Source organism: Colwellia sp. PAMC 20917, assembly GCF_001767295.1.
Classification (GTDB): domain Bacteria; phylum Pseudomonadota; class Gammaproteobacteria; order Enterobacterales; family Alteromonadaceae; genus Colwellia_A.
Map to the genome: position 1 here is coordinate 920,363 of NZ_CP014944.1, position 19,120 is coordinate 939,482.

At 38.0% G+C, this 19,120-nt stretch carries 17 protein-coding genes and 4 tRNA genes; 5 read left to right on the forward strand and 16 right to left on the reverse strand.

Annotated features, from left to right (window positions below; genetic code table 11):
• Window positions 1-73: 73 nt before the first annotated feature.
• The 10 genes from A3Q34_RS03910 to A3Q34_RS03955 all read right to left on the reverse strand — a co-directional run bounded on the left by A3Q34_RS03910 (window position 74) and on the right by A3Q34_RS03955 (window position 9,652).
• Complete coding sequence (locus A3Q34_RS03910) at window positions 74-1,987, reverse strand: SurA N-terminal domain-containing protein (protein ID WP_070374160.1); 1,914 nt, start codon at window positions 1,985-1,987, stop codon at window positions 74-76.
• A 196-nt stretch (window positions 1,988-2,183) separates the two neighbouring features.
• Window positions 2,184-2,459: a nucleoid-associated protein HU-beta gene (gene hupB, locus A3Q34_RS03915; protein WP_070374161.1), complete on the reverse strand. Its 276-nt coding sequence runs from the start codon at window positions 2,457-2,459 to the stop codon at window positions 2,184-2,186.
• 291 nt (window positions 2,460-2,750) lie between these two features.
• Window positions 2,751-5,099, reverse strand: a complete 2,349-nt coding sequence (lon, locus tag A3Q34_RS03920; RefSeq protein WP_070374162.1) for an endopeptidase La — start codon at window positions 5,097-5,099, stop codon at window positions 2,751-2,753.
• 158 nt (window positions 5,100-5,257) lie between these two features.
• The gene (clpX, locus tag A3Q34_RS03925; RefSeq protein WP_070374163.1) at window positions 5,258-6,535 is read right to left on the reverse strand and encodes an ATP-dependent protease ATP-binding subunit ClpX; all 1,278 of its coding nucleotides are present in this window, start codon (window positions 6,533-6,535) and stop codon (window positions 5,258-5,260) included.
• An 80-nt stretch (window positions 6,536-6,615) separates the two neighbouring features.
• The gene (gene clpP, locus A3Q34_RS03930; RefSeq protein ID WP_083278125.1) at window positions 6,616-7,224 is read right to left on the reverse strand and encodes an ATP-dependent Clp endopeptidase proteolytic subunit ClpP; all 609 of its coding nucleotides are present in this window, start codon (window positions 7,222-7,224) and stop codon (window positions 6,616-6,618) included.
• 229 nt (window positions 7,225-7,453) lie between these two features.
• Entirely contained in the window at window positions 7,454-8,761 is a 1,308-nt protein-coding gene (gene tig / locus A3Q34_RS03935; protein WP_070374164.1) for a trigger factor, read from the reverse strand.
• 462 nt (window positions 8,762-9,223) lie between these two features.
• A tRNA-Pro gene (locus A3Q34_RS03940) sits at window positions 9,224-9,300 on the reverse strand.
• 57 nt (window positions 9,301-9,357) lie between these two features.
• A tRNA-His gene (locus A3Q34_RS03945) sits at window positions 9,358-9,433 on the reverse strand.
• 17 nt (window positions 9,434-9,450) lie between these two features.
• A tRNA-Arg gene (locus A3Q34_RS03950) sits at window positions 9,451-9,527 on the reverse strand.
• 48 nt (window positions 9,528-9,575) lie between these two features.
• Window positions 9,576-9,652, reverse strand: a tRNA-Pro gene (locus A3Q34_RS03955).
• Window positions 9,653-10,005: 353 nt separating this feature from the next.
• On the opposite strand from A3Q34_RS03955, the gene folD reads away from it, so the two are divergent.
• Together folD and A3Q34_RS03965 are read left to right on the forward strand one after the other, a co-directional pair.
• On the forward strand, window positions 10,006-10,857 hold the full coding sequence (gene folD, locus A3Q34_RS03960) for a bifunctional methylenetetrahydrofolate dehydrogenase/methenyltetrahydrofolate cyclohydrolase FolD (protein ID WP_070374165.1): 852 nt from the start codon (window positions 10,006-10,008) through the stop codon (window positions 10,855-10,857).
• A 32-nt stretch (window positions 10,858-10,889) separates the two neighbouring features.
• Window positions 10,890-11,378 (forward strand): glutathione peroxidase, encoded by a 489-nt coding sequence (locus A3Q34_RS03965; RefSeq protein WP_070374166.1) that lies wholly within the window; start codon window positions 10,890-10,892, stop codon window positions 11,376-11,378.
• 42 nt (window positions 11,379-11,420) lie between these two features.
• Here the strand turns inward: A3Q34_RS03965 and A3Q34_RS03970 are convergent, their stop codons facing one another.
• Window positions 11,421-11,951, reverse strand: coding sequence for a peroxiredoxin family protein (locus A3Q34_RS03970; RefSeq protein WP_070374167.1), 531 nt, complete (start codon window positions 11,949-11,951; stop codon window positions 11,421-11,423).
• Between the two features lie 60 nt (window positions 11,952-12,011).
• A complete protein-coding gene (locus A3Q34_RS03975; protein WP_070377001.1) occupies window positions 12,012-12,836 on the reverse strand; it encodes an SDR family oxidoreductase in 825 nt (274 codons plus the stop codon).
• Between the two features lie 179 nt (window positions 12,837-13,015).
• Here A3Q34_RS03975 and A3Q34_RS03980 point away from each other — a divergent pair, with 179 nt between their 5' ends.
• Window positions 13,016-13,399 carry a YkgJ family cysteine cluster protein gene (locus A3Q34_RS03980; protein ID WP_070374168.1) on the forward strand — a complete coding sequence of 128 codons (384 nt, stop codon included), beginning with the start codon at window positions 13,016-13,018 and terminating at the stop codon, window positions 13,397-13,399.
• Here the strand turns inward: A3Q34_RS03980 and A3Q34_RS03985 are convergent.
• From A3Q34_RS03985 to A3Q34_RS03995, 3 genes are all read right to left on the reverse strand, one after another.
• Entirely contained in the window at window positions 13,396-14,577 is a 1,182-nt protein-coding gene (locus A3Q34_RS03985) for a DEAD/DEAH box helicase (RefSeq protein WP_070374169.1), read from the reverse strand. The two genes, A3Q34_RS03980 and A3Q34_RS03985, sit on opposite strands and share 4 nt — an antisense overlap.
• Window positions 14,578-14,581: 4 nt before the next feature.
• On the reverse strand, window positions 14,582-15,040 hold the full coding sequence (locus A3Q34_RS03990) for a DUF1456 family protein (RefSeq protein ID WP_070374170.1): 459 nt from the start codon (window positions 15,038-15,040) through the stop codon (window positions 14,582-14,584).
• Window positions 15,041-15,230: 190 nt separating this feature from the next.
• On the reverse strand, window positions 15,231-16,835 hold the full coding sequence (locus A3Q34_RS03995; RefSeq protein ID WP_070374171.1) for an ABC-F family ATPase: 1,605 nt from the start codon (window positions 16,833-16,835) through the stop codon (window positions 15,231-15,233).
• Between the two features lie 308 nt (window positions 16,836-17,143).
• On the opposite strand from A3Q34_RS03995, the gene A3Q34_RS04000 reads away from it, so the two are divergent.
• Window positions 17,144-18,088: a response regulator gene (locus A3Q34_RS04000; protein WP_070374172.1), complete on the forward strand. Its 945-nt coding sequence runs from the start codon at window positions 17,144-17,146 to the stop codon at window positions 18,086-18,088.
• Between the two features lie 90 nt (window positions 18,089-18,178).
• Window positions 18,179-18,499 carry a GIY-YIG nuclease family protein gene (locus tag A3Q34_RS04005; protein ID WP_070374173.1) on the forward strand — a complete coding sequence of 107 codons (321 nt, stop codon included), beginning with the start codon at window positions 18,179-18,181 and terminating at the stop codon, window positions 18,497-18,499.
• 53 nt (window positions 18,500-18,552) lie between these two features.
• On the opposite strand, the gene A3Q34_RS04010 is transcribed toward A3Q34_RS04005, so the two are convergent.
• A complete protein-coding gene (locus A3Q34_RS04010; protein WP_070374174.1) occupies window positions 18,553-19,074 on the reverse strand; it encodes an NUDIX hydrolase in 522 nt (173 codons plus the stop codon).
• Window positions 19,075-19,120 lie beyond the last annotated feature (46 nt).

The following is a 19,120-nucleotide window of genomic DNA, read 5'->3' on the forward strand; positions in this document are numbered from 1 at the left end:
CTTCATTTAATTCAATACTAGTTATTAATAAGTATCGTTAGTTAATCGCTTGATGACTGAGTCACTTAGCTACTTAAAACTGAGATACTGGCGCCGCTATTGCTTTACGAGTAATTTCAGCATTAACTTTCAATGATTCAACAAAGCTTTGGTAAGCAGATTGTGCAAGTTGCTGCGTTTGTTGTTGTGCCATTCTTGGATCAAGTGCTTTTTCAACATTACTCGCTATAACAGCTTGAACTTCTAATAAGGCTAAATCACCATTATTTAATGTTACCGTCGTTGCTGAAATCTTACCTTCACTTGGATGAGGTAATTTAAAAGCCTCACGACTTAAACTAGGCGCAATATCACTACCTGAGCGAGTAACATCAGCTTTTTCAACAAATACGGCGTTAATCGCTGTTAACTGCTCGCTAATATCATTACCGGCTTTGAATGAAACAAGTAAAGAGTCAGCTGTTGTTTGTGCGAGCTCTGTTGCTTTCTCGCTAATCAAGGTATCACGAATTTGCACAGTAACTTCAGTAAGTGGCTTAACTTCTGCTGGTTGGTACTCTTCTAAACGAATAACAATCGCTAAAGTATCGCTAACTTCAATAATGTCTGAGTTTAAGTTCTCTTGAAGGACTAAGTCAGAGAAAGCAGCTTCGATTGCTTTAGGGCTATCAAATGGCGCTGTGTTGCCAAATTTGCTTAACCAGTCTGTTGTCATTATTTTTGAGTTAACGGCTTCAGCAGCTTCATCTAAACTATCAGGAGCTTCAAAGCTTAATCGAGCCATTTCTTGTTGTAAATCATAAAACTTATCTTGTGCTTTTGTTTGACTCACTTTTGCTTGCAATTCTACTTCTACATCAGCAAATGCTTGAACTTGTTCAGCTTTTAGGTCGGTTAATTTGATGATATGAAAGCCAAAGTCACTTTCAACAATATCACTTACACTATTAATCTCGGTTAACGCGAACGCGCCTTCGTCAAACGCATCGCCCATGGCACCACGTTCAATCCATTCTAAATCGCCACCATTTTCACCGCTAAAAGTATCGTCTGAACTTTCTTTGGCTAAAGTAGCAAAATCTTCACCGGCATTAACACGGGCTAATAAAGCTTCTGCCGTTACTTTTGCCACAACTTCATCATCACCAAACTCAATTAAAATATGAGCAACACGGCGCTGTTCGTCTTGACGATAGCTGGCAATATTCTCTTGGTAGTAAGCTTTAACATCAGCGTCACTGACTTCAATTGTTTTTGCAATTTCGTTAACATCAAGTGTGATGTAGTTAAGTTTTACTTTCTCTTCGTTTTCAAAACGGGCTTGATTAGCTAAGTAGTACTGATTAATTTCATCGTCAGTTAACTCAATACCGGCTTTAAACTGTTCAGCATTAATTGTCGCATAGCGGACGTTACGCTTTTGGTTTTGTAAAGCGCTTGCCCGTTTTTCTTGGTATGGCAAGTTGAACTCACTGGCAACAAGTGCTTGTGTTAATTGACGACGAGTCATTTGAACACGTAAGTAATCGCGAAAATCTGAAGATTGATAGAAACCGGCTTGGTTAATCATCGCTAAATACCGATTATTATCAAAAACACCATCGACCTGAAATTCAGTCATCGTGCGAATCGTTTGTTTAATACGTTGATCAGAAGCGCGAATAGACATATTAACTGTACTTTGATCAATCAGTTTTTCATTGATTAGGTTATCTAAAATACCGTTACGAAAGTTAGCCATATAATTTTCATCTGCTGATAACGTTTCGAACATATCACCAAATTGTTGTGCCATACGGTTACGTTGCGCTTGATAAGCTTTATTAAAAGCATCTTGTGATATTTTCTCACCGTTAACGTCAGCGACAGATGTGTCTACTGAGTTGGTATAAGTACCAATTCCCGCTAAAGCAAAAGTTAAAATAACTAAACCTAGGATTGATTTTGCAATCCAGCCCTGTGAACCTTCTCGAATATTTTCTAACATCTTTTTCTCTATTTATTACGACAGATATATCTTTGTTCAGGATTCTATCAGAAGCATCACTGACCTTGAAGTAGCAGACGAAGATTTAATTATTTTATAGTGATATAAATGAAGCTATTTATTGGATATGTAAAATAAAAAAAGCCTTCGTTTAAAAAGGCTTTTCTGATTTATCTACAAAAATTGAAGCAGATAATTATGGATTAACTGAATCTTTTAATGCTTTACCAGCTTTAAATGCTGGGATTTTAGCTGCAGCGATTTGAATAGTTGCACCCGTCTGTGGATTGCGGCCAGTGCGCGCAGCACGGTCACGTACTGAGAAAGTACCAAAACCAACTAGAGCAACTTGCTCACCATTTTTCAATTCGTCTGTAACAGCTTCAATAAATGAATCTAACGCACGACCAGCAGCAGCTTTAGAGATGTCTGCACCAGCAGCGATTTTTTCGATTAGTTGAGATTTGTTCACAAGTATTCCCCTTCAATTGTTATTATTCAGTGCCATCATTTGTTTTAGCGTCCTGCGGAAACTTTTATATTGAGCTTCTTTTGAACATCAAGCACTGTGTTTAAGAAAATAAAATTTATTATTTATTTTTATCTTAACCAAACCCTAATCCTATGTATGGATAGGGGTCTAGCGTTATCAGCGACATTAACTTAACACAGTTTCAGTGTTTGAAAAGCAAAAATCACTGTTTTTTGTTAATTTTTTGCATTTTTTTCTTTTATTTACTAAAAAAACAGCAATTTTTACAAATTAGTTGCCTAATTTGAATTTTTCTACTGGATGTTCTAAAGCAATATCTAATACCTCTTCTATCCATTTTACCGGATGAATAACCAAATCACCTTTAACATTGTCAGGAATCTCTTCCAAATCACGCTCATTATCTTTTGGAATAATGACCGTTTTAATACCACCACGATGCGCAGCCAAGAGTTTTTCTTTTAAGCCGCCAATAGGAAGTACTTCACCTCGTAACGTAATTTCACCTGTCATAGCAACATCAGCTCTGACCGGATTACCGGTTAAGCTAGAAACTAATGCCGTACACATACCAACACCGGCGCTTGGCCCGTCTTTTGGTGTAGCACCTTCTGGGACATGGACATGGATATCACGTTTTTCATGAAAATCAGCATTAATACGAAATTTATCGGCTCGACTTCGCACAACCGTCATCGCTGCTTGTATCGATTCCTGCATCACGTCACCTAATGAACCGGTGTAAGTCAGTTTACCTTTACCAGGAACCGAAGCAGTTTCTATAGTTAATAACTCACCACCTACCGATGTCCACGCTAAACCAGTCACTTGACCTATTCTATTTTCACTATCCGCTTTACCATAATCAAAACGTTGTACACCCAAAAATTCAGATAAGTTATCTTGATTAATAGTGACTTTTTTAATGGTTTTATCTAATAAAATCGCTTTTACCGCTTTACGACAAAGTTTTGATATCTCTCGCTCTAAGCCACGTACTCCAGCTTCTCTTGTGTAGTAGCGAATGATGCCCATAATAGCGCTATCTTCAATTGAAATTTCTTTCTCTTTTAGACCATTACGACCAACTTGCTTATCGAGTAAGTGATTCTTGGCAATATTAAGCTTCTCATCTTCGGTATAACCCGATAAACGAATAACTTCCATGCGGTCCAGTAAAGGTCCAGGGATATCCATACTATTGGAAGTAGCAACAAACATCACATCTGATAAATCGTAATCAACTTCCAAGTAATGGTCGTTAAACGTTGTGTTTTGCTCAGGATCAAGCACTTCCAATAAAGCAGAAGCAGGATCGCCACGCATATCAGAGGCCATTTTATCTATTTCATCTAATAAAAATAGTGGGTTCTTAACCCCAACTTTAGCAATCTTTTGAATCAACTTACCGGGCAAAGAACCAATATATGTGCGGCGATGGCCTCGAATTTCAGCTTCATCACGTACACCACCTAGTGCCATACGCACGTATTTACGTCCGGTTGACTTAGCAATAGATTGTCCTAAAGACGTTTTACCAACCCCTGGAGGACCAACTAAACAAAGAATAGGTCCTTTTAGCTGGCTAACACGTTGCTGCACCGCTAAATACTCTAAAATACGTTCTTTAACTTTATCTAAACCGTAATGATCTTTATCTAGAATATCTTGAGCAAGCTTTAAGTTACGCTTTAACTTACTACGTTTCTTCCAAGGTACACTGATCATCCAGTCGATGTATGAGCGAACCACGGTTGCTTCTGCTGACATCGGTGACATCATTTTTAATTTACGTACTTCAGCTAAAGTCTTTTCTTTAGCTTCTTCAGGCATTTGCGCATCTTCAATTTGCTTTTCAAGCTGCTCAACTTCGTTTGAACCTTCTTCGTCATCGCCTAATTCTTTTTGAATGGCTTTCATTTGCTCATTCAAATAATATTCGCGCTGACTTTTTTCCATTTGTTTTTTAACACGAGTACGAATTTTCTTTTCAACTTGTAATAAGTCAATTTCGCCTTCCATCAGTGCCATTAGGTATTCTAGACGTTGAGCAACATTCTCTATTTCTAGTACCTTTTGCTTTTCAGCTAACTTTAATGGCATATGTGCAGCCATGGTATCCGCTAATTGTTCAGCATCATCAATACCTGAAACTGAAGTTAATACTTCAGGTGGTATTTTTTTATTGAGTTTGACATAACCTTCAAACTGAGAAATAGCCGAACGAACCAAGACTTCACAATCGTCTTCGTTAACGGTTTCTACGTCAAGAAACTCAATATCGGCAGTGAAGTATTCTTGTGTTTCAACAAATTGAGTTATACGCGCTCTACGCGCTCCTTCAACTAACACTTTCACCGTGCCGTCAGGTAATTTCAACATTTGTAAAATAGTGGCAATCGTACCCGCACGATAAACATCATCGGCTGTAGGGTCGTCAACTGCGGCATCTTTTTGTGCAACAAGAAAAACCTGCTTGTCGTTTTCCATCGCGATATCTAAACAGCGAATAGATTTTTCGCGACCTACAAATAATGGGATCACCATTTGGGGATAAACAACAACGTCGCGCAAGGCTAGAACAGGAATTTCATTGATACCAGATAACTCTTCGGTCATAGGTTACTCTCTCGAAAATCAGTAGGGAAAAAATTGTAGTTAAAAAGTATATGGGGATTTTAGTAAAGCTTTCAACGGATAGACAAAAAAAAAGAGCTAAATGATCAATGTCATCTAACTCTTTTTATCGAAACACCTAAAATTTTAGCAATGAACGGCTATTCGCTCGCTACTTTTTCCTGTGGTGTATCGTAAATAATAATCGGTTTTGACTCACCTTTTATTACTGTTTCATCGACCACAACTTTTATCGCATCATTCATTGATGGCAATTCATACATGGTATCAAGTAAGACGCTTTCAACGATTGAGCGTAAACCACGCGCGCCCGTTTTACGCACCATTGCTTTGTGTGCAATAGCAATTAATGCATCTTCTCTGAACTCTAATTCAACGTTTTCCATGTCGAACAATGCACCAAACTGCTTAGTTAGCGCATTTTTAGGCTCTTGCAATATTTGGATTAATGCGTCTTCATCAAGTTCTGTCAATGTTGCTACAACAGGCAAGCGACCAATAAACTCAGGAATTAAACCATACTTAATCAGATCTTCTGGCTCAACATCTTGTAAGTGTTGAGTTAGCGTTTTCTTGCTATCTTTGCCACGAACTTCTGCGCCAAAACCTATACCTGCACCAGTATGTGAACGTTGCTCAACAACTTTATCTAAACCGGCAAATGCACCACCACAGATAAATAAGATTTTCGAGGTATCAACCTGCAAAAACTCTTGTTGAGGATGTTTACGCCCACCTTGTGGTGGAACTGAAGCAATAGTGCCTTCAATAAGCTTTAACAATGCTTGCTGAACACCTTCACCTGATACATCACGCGTGATTGATGGATTATCTGATTTACGTGAAATCTTATCAATTTCATCGATGTAAACAATACCACGCTGGGCTTTTTCAACATCGTAATCACATTTTTGTAAAAGCTTTTGAATGATGTTTTCAACATCTTCACCAACATAACCTGCTTCAGTTAATGTCGTTGCGTCGGCCATAGTAAACGGCACATCAAGTAAACGCGCTAAGGTTTCAGCCAGTAATGTTTTACCACTACCCGTTGGGCCAATAAGTAAAATATTACTTTTACTTAACTCTATACCATTGTGAGAGTCACCATTGCGTAAACGTTTGTAGTGATTATAAACCGCTACTGCTAATACTTTTTTCGCGTGATCTTGACCAATAACGTAGTCGTCTAAACTTTCACGGATCTCTATCGGTGTAGGTAAGCTTTCTTTTTCTTCTTTCGGGGAAATTTCTTTTATTTCTTCACGAATAATATCGTTGCACAGTTCAACACACTCATCACAAACAAATACTGACGGACCAGCAATAAGTTTACGAACTTCATGTTGGCTCTTGCCACAAAACGAACAATACAAAAGCTTGCCGTTATCACCGTCACCATTTTTAATATCGGTCATACGGAACCTCAATTTGTTTAATTTCTAATACAGATACTGTTAAGTATTTCATAAATTATCTAGATCACAAAGTTGTGAAATTATTTATCTAATCGTTCTGTTAATATGGAGTCAACTAATCCATATTCAACCGCACTTTCTGCACTTAGGAAGTTGTCACGGTCGGTGTCATGAGAAACTTTCTCTAATGACTGACCTGTATGCTCGGCCATTAAAGTATTCAATTTAGTTTTAATATAAAGAATTTCTTTCGCATGAATTTCAAAGTCAGATGCTTGACCTTGGAAACCACCAAGTGGCTGATGAATCATCACACGGGCATTAGGTAGACAGTAACGTTTACCTTTTTCACCGCCTGACAATAAGAATGCGCCCATGCTAGCCGCCTGACCAATACATACTGTACTAATGTTTGGCTTAATAAACTTCATCGTATCGTAAATAGCCATACCTGCAGTTACCGAACCGCCAGGTGAATTAATATATAAGTATATATCTTTATCAGGACTTTCAGACTCAAGGAATAATAACTGAGCAACAATCAAATTAGCCATGTGATCTTCAACTTGACCACACAAGAAAATAACACGCTCTTTTAAAAGTCTTGAATAAATATCGAACGAGCGCTCACCCTTAGGTGTTTGCTCAATAACCATTGGCACTAAAGCACTATCGATAGTGCTGGTGATTTTCTGAGAATTATTTTGAGAAGTAAACAACTAAAATTTCCTTTCTATATAAAAAATGGCTCGTATGTCCCCATACCAGCCATTTAAGCGATTGCTTGACATAATGTCAATCTAAAAGGTCTACCAATTCACATTTGTTTCACTAAAGTGCTACAAATTTAAGCAAATGGCAGCAACTCAGCCGATTAAGTTTCTTTGCTCAGTGGCAAGAATCCTAAGAGACTCAGTCTTATTTACCTTCTGGATTCATTATATCTTTAAAGCTTGCTTTCTTTTTATTAACTTTTGCGCTTTCAAGTAACAATTCAACAGCTTGCTCTTCTAATGCAACATTCTGCATTTGTTGGTTAAGCTCTTTGTTTGTTGCGTAGTACTCGATAACTTCTTTTGGATCTTCGTAAGCTGATGCGGCTGATGCAATTAATTCGTTAACTTTGTTTTCGTCAACTTTTAATTCATTAACTTTGATCACTTCACCTAGTAACAAACCAACTTTAACACGGCGTTTAGCTTGCTCTTCAAACATATCAGCTGGAAGCTCTGGCATGTTATTAGGATCCATTTGACCCGCAAAACGTTGCATTGCTTGCTTACGTAAAACGTCAATTTCTTGAGCGATTAACGCTTTAGGAATTTCAACATCGTTAGCAGCTAATAAGCCTTCGATTACTTGCTCTTTAACTTTAGCTTTAACCGCTTGGGTTAACTCACGAGTCATGTTAGTGCTTACTTCAGTGCGTAATGCTTCTACGCCACCTTCTTGAACACCAAACAATTTAGCAAAATCTTCATCGATTGTTGGTAATACTGGACCTTCAGTTTTATGAAGAACGATATCAAACTCTGCTTCTTTACCTTTTAGGTTTTCAGCATGGTAATCATCAGGGAAAGTCACTTTAATTGTTTTTTCATCGCCAGCTTTCATGCCAGTAATTTCTTTTTCAAAACCTGGGATCATGCGACCAGCGCCTAATTCAAGTTCGAAATCTTTAGCTTCGCCGCCTTCAAAAACTTCACCGTCAACACGGCCAGTAAAATCTAAAACAAGTTTGTCACCGGCTTTAGTTTTACGCTTGTTTTCTTTCCACGTTTTATGTTGATTCTGTAATGTAATAAACATTTCATCTAAATCAGCATCTGTAACTTCAACGTCAGGACGTTCAACGTTAATTGAATCTAAGCCCGTTAAAGCAACATCAGGGTAAACTTCAAAAGTAGCTTCGAATTCTAGCGCTTTGCCGTCTTCATTGCTTTTAGCAATAAAACTTGGACGACCAGCTGGATTCATTTTTTCTGCAACAATTGCATCAACAAAGTTACGTTGCATTAATTCGCCAGCAACTTCTTGACGAACTGATTGACCGTAACGCTTTTGGATAACAGTCGCAGGAACTTTACCTGGACGGAAACCATTAATTCGCTGGGTTTTTGATATGTGACGAAGACGGTTTTTAACTTCTACATCTACTGATTCTGCAGGAACAGAAATAGTTAACTTACGTTCCAAACCTTGTGTAGTCTCTACTGAAACTTGCATTTTAATACCTCAAAACTTAGCGTTTTAGTAACGCTTTCAATAACACAACTACTTCACAGCTTAATTAGCCAAAGAGTGTGACGTTTGTAGCCCTATAACCAACGCTACAGAAGCCCGAAAAATCAGAGTAAATACCAACACTAATAAATAGTTCCTCGCTCAGCGAGGTTTAAAAGGCATGATATAGACCTAGATTTTAAAATAATGACGCGAAATTATAGCGATGCTTGATATAAGAGTCGACCCTTTAATGACGTTATTTTTGACTTATTTTTTAAATGGGTGATAAAACGAGTAAAAACAGTGTGTGCTGACTTCATTTAAATGTAATAAATTAAATTTAAAGTGCATTAAAATTGGTGTAGCTGATAGTTAAAGAGTTGTTCTAGATTAAATTTATGATATGTAAATAGAAGTGTATAACGGGAGATGAAAAAGATAAAAGGCATATAAAATAAGAAGTGGTCGGTGATGCAAGATTCGAACTTGCGACCCCTTGGACCCAAACCAAGTGCGCTACCAAGCTGCGCTAATCACCGACATTTTCTACTTAACCTACTTACTACAATATTTCATCACCATTTCTTGAGAAAAAATGGGGTGGCTAAAGGGACTTGAACCCTCGACAACCGGAATCACAATCCGGGGCTCTACCAACTGAGCTATAGCCACCATTGTAAAATACTGTTTGGTACGCCCTGCAGGATTCGAACCTGCGACCCACGCCTTAGAAGGGCGTTGCTCTATCCAGCTGAGCTAAGGGCGCACATTACCTACAGGCCAAATTTTTAGTTATTAAAAATAATTAAAAAAGTGGTCGGTGATGCAAGATTCGAACTTGCGACCCCTTGGACCCAAACCAAGTGCGCTACCAAGCTGCGCTAATCACCGATATGTACTGCGTTTAAAAGAACTAAAAATATGCCCCTTTCAACGGATGCGGATATTACCTAGTTGCCTGAGTCCCGTCAAACCTTTTTTATAAAAAAATAACCGTTTGCTCACTTTTAAAACAAGCCGCTTGATAATCAGCACTTATTGCCTATAAATATAGCAACTCTTCAATTATCAATAAATTCAGTTTTTGGCATACTTGATAAGCGTATATTTTATTTTTAAATCTTCATTTGACGATATATTACCGAATAAAAGACCATTTATAAGAACAGTAGCTATAACAGTCCAGGTTTTTATGCGAAAATAGTGTCGTTTTTCATCATTTAACTAAGTTAATAGAAACTATCATGACAGCAACTCTTATAGACGGTAAATATATTGCTCAGCAGCTTAGGCTCTCAGTAAAAGAAAAAGTAGCAGTACGCGTTAAAAATGGCTTACGACCTCCCGGGCTAGCCGTGATATTAGTCGGCTCAGATCCTGCTTCACAAGTTTATGTTGGTAGTAAGCGTAAAGCATGTGAAGAAGTTGGTTTTCTTTCTCGCTCATATGATCTGCCCCCAACAACCACTCAAGCTGAATTATTTACTTTAATTGATGAATTAAATAATGACGAAAATATTGATGGTATTCTTGTTCAGCTCCCTTTACCAAAAGGTTTAGATGCTAATTTAATTATCGAGCATATTAACCCTTTAAAAGATGTTGATGGCTTCCACCCATTCAACGTCGGCAAACTAGCACTTCGTCAACCAGGATTGCGCCCCTGTACACCTAAGGGCATTATCAAGCTGATAGAGACTACCGGTATAGACCCACATGGTTTAGAAGCGGTTATAGTCGGTGCTTCAAATATTGTTGGTCGTCCAATGACATTAGAACTATTACTGGCCGGTTGCACAGTAACCACCACGCATAGATTCACTAAAAATCTTGAAGATAAAATACGTAACGCTGACTTACTTGTTGTGGCCGTAGGAAAACCTGAGTTCATTCCTGGAGAATGGATTAAGGCTGGCGCTATTGTTATTGATGTGGGGATTAACCGTTTGGACAATGGCAAACTTGTTGGTGATGTCGGTTTTGATGTAGCTCAAACGAAAGCCGCTTACATTACGCCCGTACCTGGCGGCGTAGGCCCAATGACAGTAGCAAGTTTAATCGAGAACACTTTAATAGCTTGTGAAGAATTTCACTAAATTTTAAGCCGCTTAATATAAAGGAATAATCAATGTCTGACGCTATTTATCAGTTTAATGCGCTGAACAATAAAAAAGAAACCGTTGAGTTGAAAGACTACCAAGGTAAGGTAATGCTTATTGTAAATACGGCAAGTGCCTGCGGATTTACGCCTCAATATGAAGGCTTACAATCACTTTACAGTCAGTATCAAACACAAGGTTTAGCGGTTTTAGCTTTTCCTTGTAATCAGTTTAAGCAACAAGAAAAAGGCAGTAATGAGGAAATACAGCAGTTTTGTGATCTAACGTTTAATATCAAATTCCCATTATTTGATAAAATTGACGTCAATGGCGACAACACTCACCCTCTTTTTACCTTTTTAAAGGCACAAGCACCTGGAATACTAGGTTCTAAGAGCATCAAGTGGAATTTCACTAAGTTTTTAGTGAACAAAAAAGGCCAAGTGGTTAAACGCTATGCGCCAACCACTAAACCAACTAGCATTAAAGCGGATATAGAAAAATTACTCGCTGAGTAACTTATAATGAGCAGCCAAAAAGTGTTGGCTGCTCTTATTATCTTATTGAGCTTTTGCTACTTTTAACATTTCAAGGTTACTGGCAATATCTTCTGCCGCTGTTCTTGGCGAAATATCATCATCTATTTTCAAGATTTTACCTTCTTTAGAAATATAAAATGTCACACGACTAGCAACCTGCATCATATTCAACACATCGTAGGCTTTTGCAGTCGCTTTTGTCGGATCGCTTAACATCGGAAAATCTGCGCCGGTTTTCTTAGCAAAATCTCTGTTGTCATCTAATGGGTCAACACTGGCCATAACGTAACTTGCATTATACGCTCTGATCAAATGCCCCTTCTCAACCAATGACTTACATTCAATGGTACAACCACGAGTGTTAGCCATTGGATACCAAGCTAAAACAACCGCTTGCTTACCTTGGTAGTCACTAAGTTGGTAATAATCACCATTGGTGGCTTGCAATTTAAAATCTGGTGCTTGCTCTCCCACTTTTAAATCAGAGGCTAACAAACTAAAGCTCGTTAATAATGCTAAAAATGTACAAACTACTTTTGATGTTCTTTTCATCAGAGTTACCTTTTAAAAATGAATGGATATTTTGTTGTTACTTTACCTTATTTTAGCTCATTAACCTTTAGCTAAAAGGTTATCGAGCCAACTTGTCGGTAGTATACGTTTGAATACGGCAAATAGTTTAGTAGGCACAGTAATTCTGTATCTTATTTTCGGGCGTTTACTCTCTAAGGCATGGATCAACGCTTTGGTGACATCTGCCGCTTCTAAGGTAAATTTTGCATTCGAGGTTTTACTGGCCAGCCTTGCTATTTGTTGTTGATACTCAAGATGATGGGCACTGTCTTTAGCGTCAATGTTGGCTGTAAAAGCACTTAAGGCATTGGCGCGAAATTGAGTATTAATGGGACCCGGCTGTAAAAGTATCACTGCGATATTCGCTGATCTCAATTCTAACCTTAAGGTGTCAGATAAACCTTCAACAGCATATTTTGAGGCATTATAAGCGCCACGATAAGCCATAGAAACAAAGCCTAACACTGAGCTACATTGAATAATTCGGCCATGACCTTGCTTGCGCATAACCGGAATAACTTGTTTAGTCAGCTCGTGCCAGCCAAAAACATTGCTTTCAAATTGGCTTATAAGCGCTTGAGTTGGTAAGTCTTCTAATGCGCCCGGTTGACCATAGGCACCATTATTAAAAAGAAAATCTAATGTCCCCCCAGTTTCATTGAGCACAAAAGCAAGTGCCGCATGGATACTGTCAACTTGGGTTAAATCAAGCTGGCAAGCGGTTAAACCTTTTTCTTGTAGCATAACAACATCGGCTTGTTTTCTTGCGGTAGCAAAAACTTGATAGCCTCTTGTTGATAACGTCAGAGCCGCATCTAAACCAATACCGCTTGAACAACCTGTTATTAAAATAGATTTTTTCACGCTGTTATTATTACCTGTAATTCGAAAATTTGCTTTATTGTCGGTGAGCATACTGGGGATATCAAATCAGTACAAGGCGAGATAATTAATTGTATAGAGAAACACGAATGCCCAGCGCAATAATTGTTAGGCTAACATGATACACTTTTGTTTAAACACTAAAACGAGTTAAGCAACCATTGAAAGATTGTAATCAATGTGGAAAATGCTGTATAAAATATGGCGACGGAGGCATAGCAGCTTCAATTGAAGATATTGAGATGTGGGAAATTTTTCGCCCTCATATTCATCAATATGTAATAAAAGATAAGATTTGGTTTAATCCTCAAACCGGTAAACAATTGACACAGTGCCCTTTCCTAGAAAAAATGCCTAACCAAGATGCTACCGAGCAAGTTAAATATACTTGTGCAATTTATCAAGACCGCCCTGAAGACTGCCGGGATTATCCGAGTAATATCAGTGAGATGATCAGGGATGAGTGTGAAATGATAGAAATCATCGATTTAACCCATCCCCAACAAGCGCAATACAAACTTAATAAATTAATGAGCCGTAGTTAACGTTTATTTTTTGGCACATAATTTAGAATAGAAAGTGGCACCACTTTTTTGACTGGAAATCCTTCAAATTCTTTGCGTTTAATAACATGCCCTAAACGGCTTTCTATCGCACACAAGTTTCTAAAATTGTCCTTGGCTACAAATGATACCGCTTCTCCAGAGGCTCCCGCTCGACCTGTTCGGCCAATACGGTGAATATAGTCATCGACTTGATCAGGTAAGTCGTAATTAACCACTCGAGTGAGCTCGCCGATATCAAGACCGCGTGAAGCAATACCTGTAGCGACAAGAAACTTAATTTTACCGGCTTTAAAGTCATTAAGAACTTGTTCTCGCATCGCTTGTGTTCTGCCACCATGAATAGACTCGGCACTAATGCCACGTTTTTCTAGCTGGCTAACAAGTTTCGCTGCACCGTGTTTTGTTTCGATAAAGATCAGCGCTTGCTGCCATTGATGTTCAATAATTAAATGGCTCAGTAATGCCGACTTATTACCTTTATCAACCGTTATTAACCATTGATCAATTTTAGGTTTAGAGGCGCTATTATTGCCGATAGAGATTTCTGTCGCATTACTAAAGGTACGCTTTGATAACGTTCGAACATCATCAGAAATAGTGGCTGAAAATAATAAGTTTTGACGTTCGAGTGGCAAACGTTCAATGATTTTATTAATATCTTCAATAAAACCCATATCAAGCATTCTGTCAGCTTCATCTAAAACAAGGACTTCAAGTTCATCAAAATGCAGAGCACGTTGATGAGCCATATCAAGTAATCGCCCGGGAGTCGCAACAACAATATCAACCCCCCAAATAAGCTTCTGCCTTTGCGGTTCAATGTCAGTACCACCGTACATTGCCATCGAGCTTAGGTCTAAATACTTACCATAATCACGGATACTTTGTTCTACTTGAACGGCAAGTTCACGTGTTGGGGTAAGAATAAGCGCTCGAATACGTTTGCCACGTAATTTTCGTTCGGTATTAAGTTTTTCAAGTATTGGTAAAACAAAACTGGCCGTTTTACCGGTACCTGTTTGCGCTGCAGCAACAAGGTTTTTTCCCGATAAAATAACCGGAATGGCTTTTTTCTGAATAGCCGTTGGCTCGCCATATTTTAAGTCAGCAAGTGCTTTTAAAAGCGGTTCACTTAATCCCAGTGTCGAAAATGGCATAATACTATCCTTGAAGTTTAATTTTTAAACCTTTAATAAAGGTCGATAAAACTTCATCACTACAATCTCTATAATGTTTATTATTGATGCTTCGAAAGAATGCACTTAATTCATATTTGGTTAAGCTCAACTCGGCTAATTCAAGCGTATCAATCACTTCATCAGCTTGTAGAGAAAAAGCAATTTTCAACTTATTAAAAATAGCGTTATTAGTTAAGACAGCTTCAGGAACCGCTTGTGGTCCTTCTTTTGCGCCTCTTCTTTCAACAATCAAGCCATTGAGGAAACTAGCAAATTCTACATCAAGTAGTTCAACATAAGTCTCATCGTCTTTTTCTTTATAAAAACAAACCAATTGCTCTGCTGATATTTCACAAGCATTTAATTTAAAGACGGCACGGGTTTTTTCGTCATCAAAATCAAGTAAAGTACTTAAGCGACGAAGAATATCATTGTTTATCATGTTTAGGCCTAGAGAACGTTGTTAAGGTGAAGGCAGCAGTAGAGTTGTCTTCAGAGTGGTAGAGAGTATAGCGCACTCGTTTTAAATGTTGGCTAACTCATTTTTTTGTCTATTAAATAGTGCTTAGTTAAAGCGTTAAAAACGCCATTAAAGGCGTTTTTAACAATCAAATAACTAAGCTAAAAGAGAACTAAGCTCTTTTTTGAGCCTGTATTTGGCTATCAAGATATTCATCTAACGAACCTTGAAAATCAACAAGCTTTTTATCTTTAATGTCGATAATACGGGTTGCTAAGCTAGAAACAAACTCACGGTCATGGCTAACAAAAATTAACGTACCTTCAAAGTCTTTTAGCGCATTGTTCAATGCATCTATCGCTTCGATGTCCATGTGGTTAGTCGGCTCATCCATAATTAATACGTTGATATCAGCCATCATTAAACGACCGAATAACAAGCGATTTTTCTCACCACCTGAACAGTTACGTGCTTTCTTGTTAGCATCATCATCAGTGAATAACATACGTCCTAGCATGCCACGAACACTTAAATCATTGTGACAAGGTCTACGCCATTGTGACATCCATTCCATCAATGTTAAGTCGTTGTCAAAGAATGAACCACTATCTTGTGGACAATAACCCACAGAAGCATTTTCAGACCATTTAACAACACCTTCAGTTTGCTCTAACTCGCTCATTAAACAACGTAGCAACGTCGTTTTACCAACACCGTTTTCGCCGATGATAGCTAGTTTAGCGCCCGCTTCTAACAGTAAATCACCTTTAGAAAACAAAGTGACGCCGTCAAAACCATGAGCTAAACCTTCAAGCTCTAGTGCTTGTCTATGCATTTTCTTGCCAGGGGCAAAAGCTATTTTTGGGGTGATACGACTTGAAGACTTTACATCATCAAGTTTAATTTTATCCATTTTCTTAGCACGAGAACTTGCTTGTTTCGCTTTAGAAGCGTTAGCGCCAAAACGGTTAACAAAGTCTTGCAGCTCAGCGATCTCAGCAACTTTTTTATCATTACCGGCTAATAATTGCTCGCGTAACAAACCAGACTGCGCGAGGAAGAACTCGTAATTACCCGGATAAACGCGTAATTCACCGTAATCAATATCAGCCATATGTGTACATACTGAATTAAGAAAATGTCTATCATGAGAAATAATGATCATGGTGCATTTACGTTTGTTTAACTCAGCTTCTAACCAACTGATGGTATGAATATCCAAGTTGTTGGTTGGCTCATCAAGTAACAAAATATCAGGGTTAGCAAATAAGGCTTGTGCAAGTAAAACACGAAGTTTCCAACCTGGAGCAACTTGTTGCATTGAACCATAATGAAAAGATTCTTCGATACCTGCTTCTAGTAGTATTTCACCGGCGCGACTTTCTGCGGTGTAACCGTCCATTTCAGCAAATTCACTTTCTAGGTCACCAACACGCATACCATCGGCTTCGCTCATTTCAGCTTGTGCGTATATAGCATCTCTTTCTTGCTTTACTTTCCATAATGGCATATCACCCATAATAACAGTGTCAATAACATTGTGTTGTTCAAAAGCGAACTGGTCTTGACCCAACGTACTGACTTTGTTGCCAGTACTAACCGAGACATTGCCTGAACTTGGTACTAAATCACCACTGAGTATCTTCATGAATGTAGACTTGCCACAACCATTTGCGCCGATCAAACCGTAGCGGTGACCATTGCCAAATTTAGCCGAAATGTTTTCAAACAAAGGCTCTGCGCCAAATTGCATTGTAATGTTAGATGTAGTGATCAAAGATAAATTCCTAAATAGTGCTAACTAAAATTGTTAACCAGCAACGGTGAAGATAGCAAAAATAGAAACATATTTAAGACCATCAAAATAAAGTGGCGCATTATACAGTAAAAACTCTATTTTCTCTACTTAATCCTTAAAGTTTTTGGTTGTTTTTTCACCAGTATCAACACAGAAGTGATTAGTGCTTGATATATTATTAAATAAAAATAATTAAAGCTCGTTAATCGCCTAGGGTATTTGCTTGCAAAACCTTATTTGCTCTAGTATTTTATTCGCACAATAAAAATAATATATGCGGATAATTCATGTCTATTGATACAATTTATAAAGTCACTTTACATCCTTTCATCAATGAATCTATTGCTAGCTTAAAATCGATGACCAGTTTATCGGGGAGCGCCGGCGAAGCTTTTATGGATAAAGTTGAAGACTTTCGCTTTAAAGGTTATGCCGTTTGCTCTGATATTACCGGCTGTTTAGATGGGGTAATTATGATGCATCATTACCCAGAGACCGCAGTATCTATTGGTAATTCTGTTTGCCAAAATATGTTTGATGAAGCATATAATTACCCAGAAATAAATGACGAGTTAAGTAATGCTTTAGCAGAATGGGGCAATACCATTGTTGGCCGAGCAACTGATTTACTGAGCCGCAACAACTTAAAATTTGATTTTTCTAGCCCGTATTTTATCCATAATTTTAAAGATATGGAAAATTACTTAGCAGGCGTTAAAGAGATAATAACGGTACCAATTACCGTTGAAGGTGTTGGTCGTTACTATTTTAATTTATTGGTGCGTAATGTTAATTTTCAAACCAGTAATGTTGAAAGAGAACAAAGCTCAGGCATTGCAAATCCACACAGCACACCTTTACCACTAGAGAGTAAAATATTACTTGTTGACGATAGTGCGATGATACGCAAAGCAATAAAACGCTTTTTAGCCGGTTTAGGCTATGAAAATGTCATTGAAGCAGACGATGGTAGTACTGCGGTAGAAGCGGTAAAAAATCAAGCACCTGACTTCCTTTTTATGGACGTTGTGATGACTAAGATGAACGGTAACGAAGCATTGAAAGCTATTCGTGCCAGTGGCTCAAATGTACCAGTGGTAATGTTGTCTTCGGTTACCGATAAAGGACTCGTCGATGAATGCCAAGCAAGTGGCGTTTCTGGTTTTATTTTTAAGCCAATTCAAGCCAGTAATGGCGCAGAAATAATTAAAGACTATTTAAAAATAGTGTAAGCCCGTAAATATTTATTTGATGAGGTACTTTATTTCAAAGATAAAGTACCTTTAAACTATTTGAGATAAAAAAGGAGTTTTATAAAAGACATGGAAAAAAATACTGTTTCAACGGGTAACGTTTATGTGATGACTCACTCTTTTTTTTCAGATGTGATAAGAATAGGCTGTACTCCAGATGATCCGGTCGAATACGCTCGGTTACTATCAAAAAACTCGCCAGGTGATTACTCGCTGGTATTTTCTTTAGCGTGTAACAACCCGTGCGCGATAAAAAAGAAAATACGCGAATATCTCAACGCACAAGAATACGTTAATGAGTTTTACCAAGTATCGGCAGAAGTCGCAGCAAAACTGCTAAAAAGAGAAACCTTAAGAATTGCCATTACTAATAAAGTAAGTACTGACTAAGTTTTATAAAAAACGTCCCTGCCCCAGTCAATAGCCACAATAAAACCACACACCTATTTGGCTAGTAGCTCACTAACAATAAGCTTTAACAAAAAAGTTTCCCGTTCAATAGAAAGTCCCTTTTTTAGACTATTCGCTATTGTTTGCTCATTATGACTAATGGCTTGATGTATATTCATCCAAACTGGATGCATACCATTGTTAATTTCATGCGCTTCAAGCTCGGGTTCAAGTAACTCTTCATCTATCGAGCAAATATAACAATAAGACTCCATATGAATAAGTTCGAAGTCGGGCTTATGCCAAGGTCTAAACTCTTCATATAAACCAAACGCTTGAATATTTTGCACATTATGCGCGCCAGTTTCTTCTTTTAACTCGCGCACCAAACCGGCAACATTACTTTCACCTTCGTCGATACCGCCACCGGGTAAACTGTAATCATGGTACCGCTTGGTATAAAGCAAAAGTATATCTTCGCCCTTTAAAACAATAGCCCGCGTTGCTTTTCGAGTAAATTGGCGTGCTGACATATCACGAATGTCAGGATGAATAGTTGATTTTAGTATACGCATAGCAGGATCTTTAGAAATATCTAGAAAATCATCACCATTAAAACAA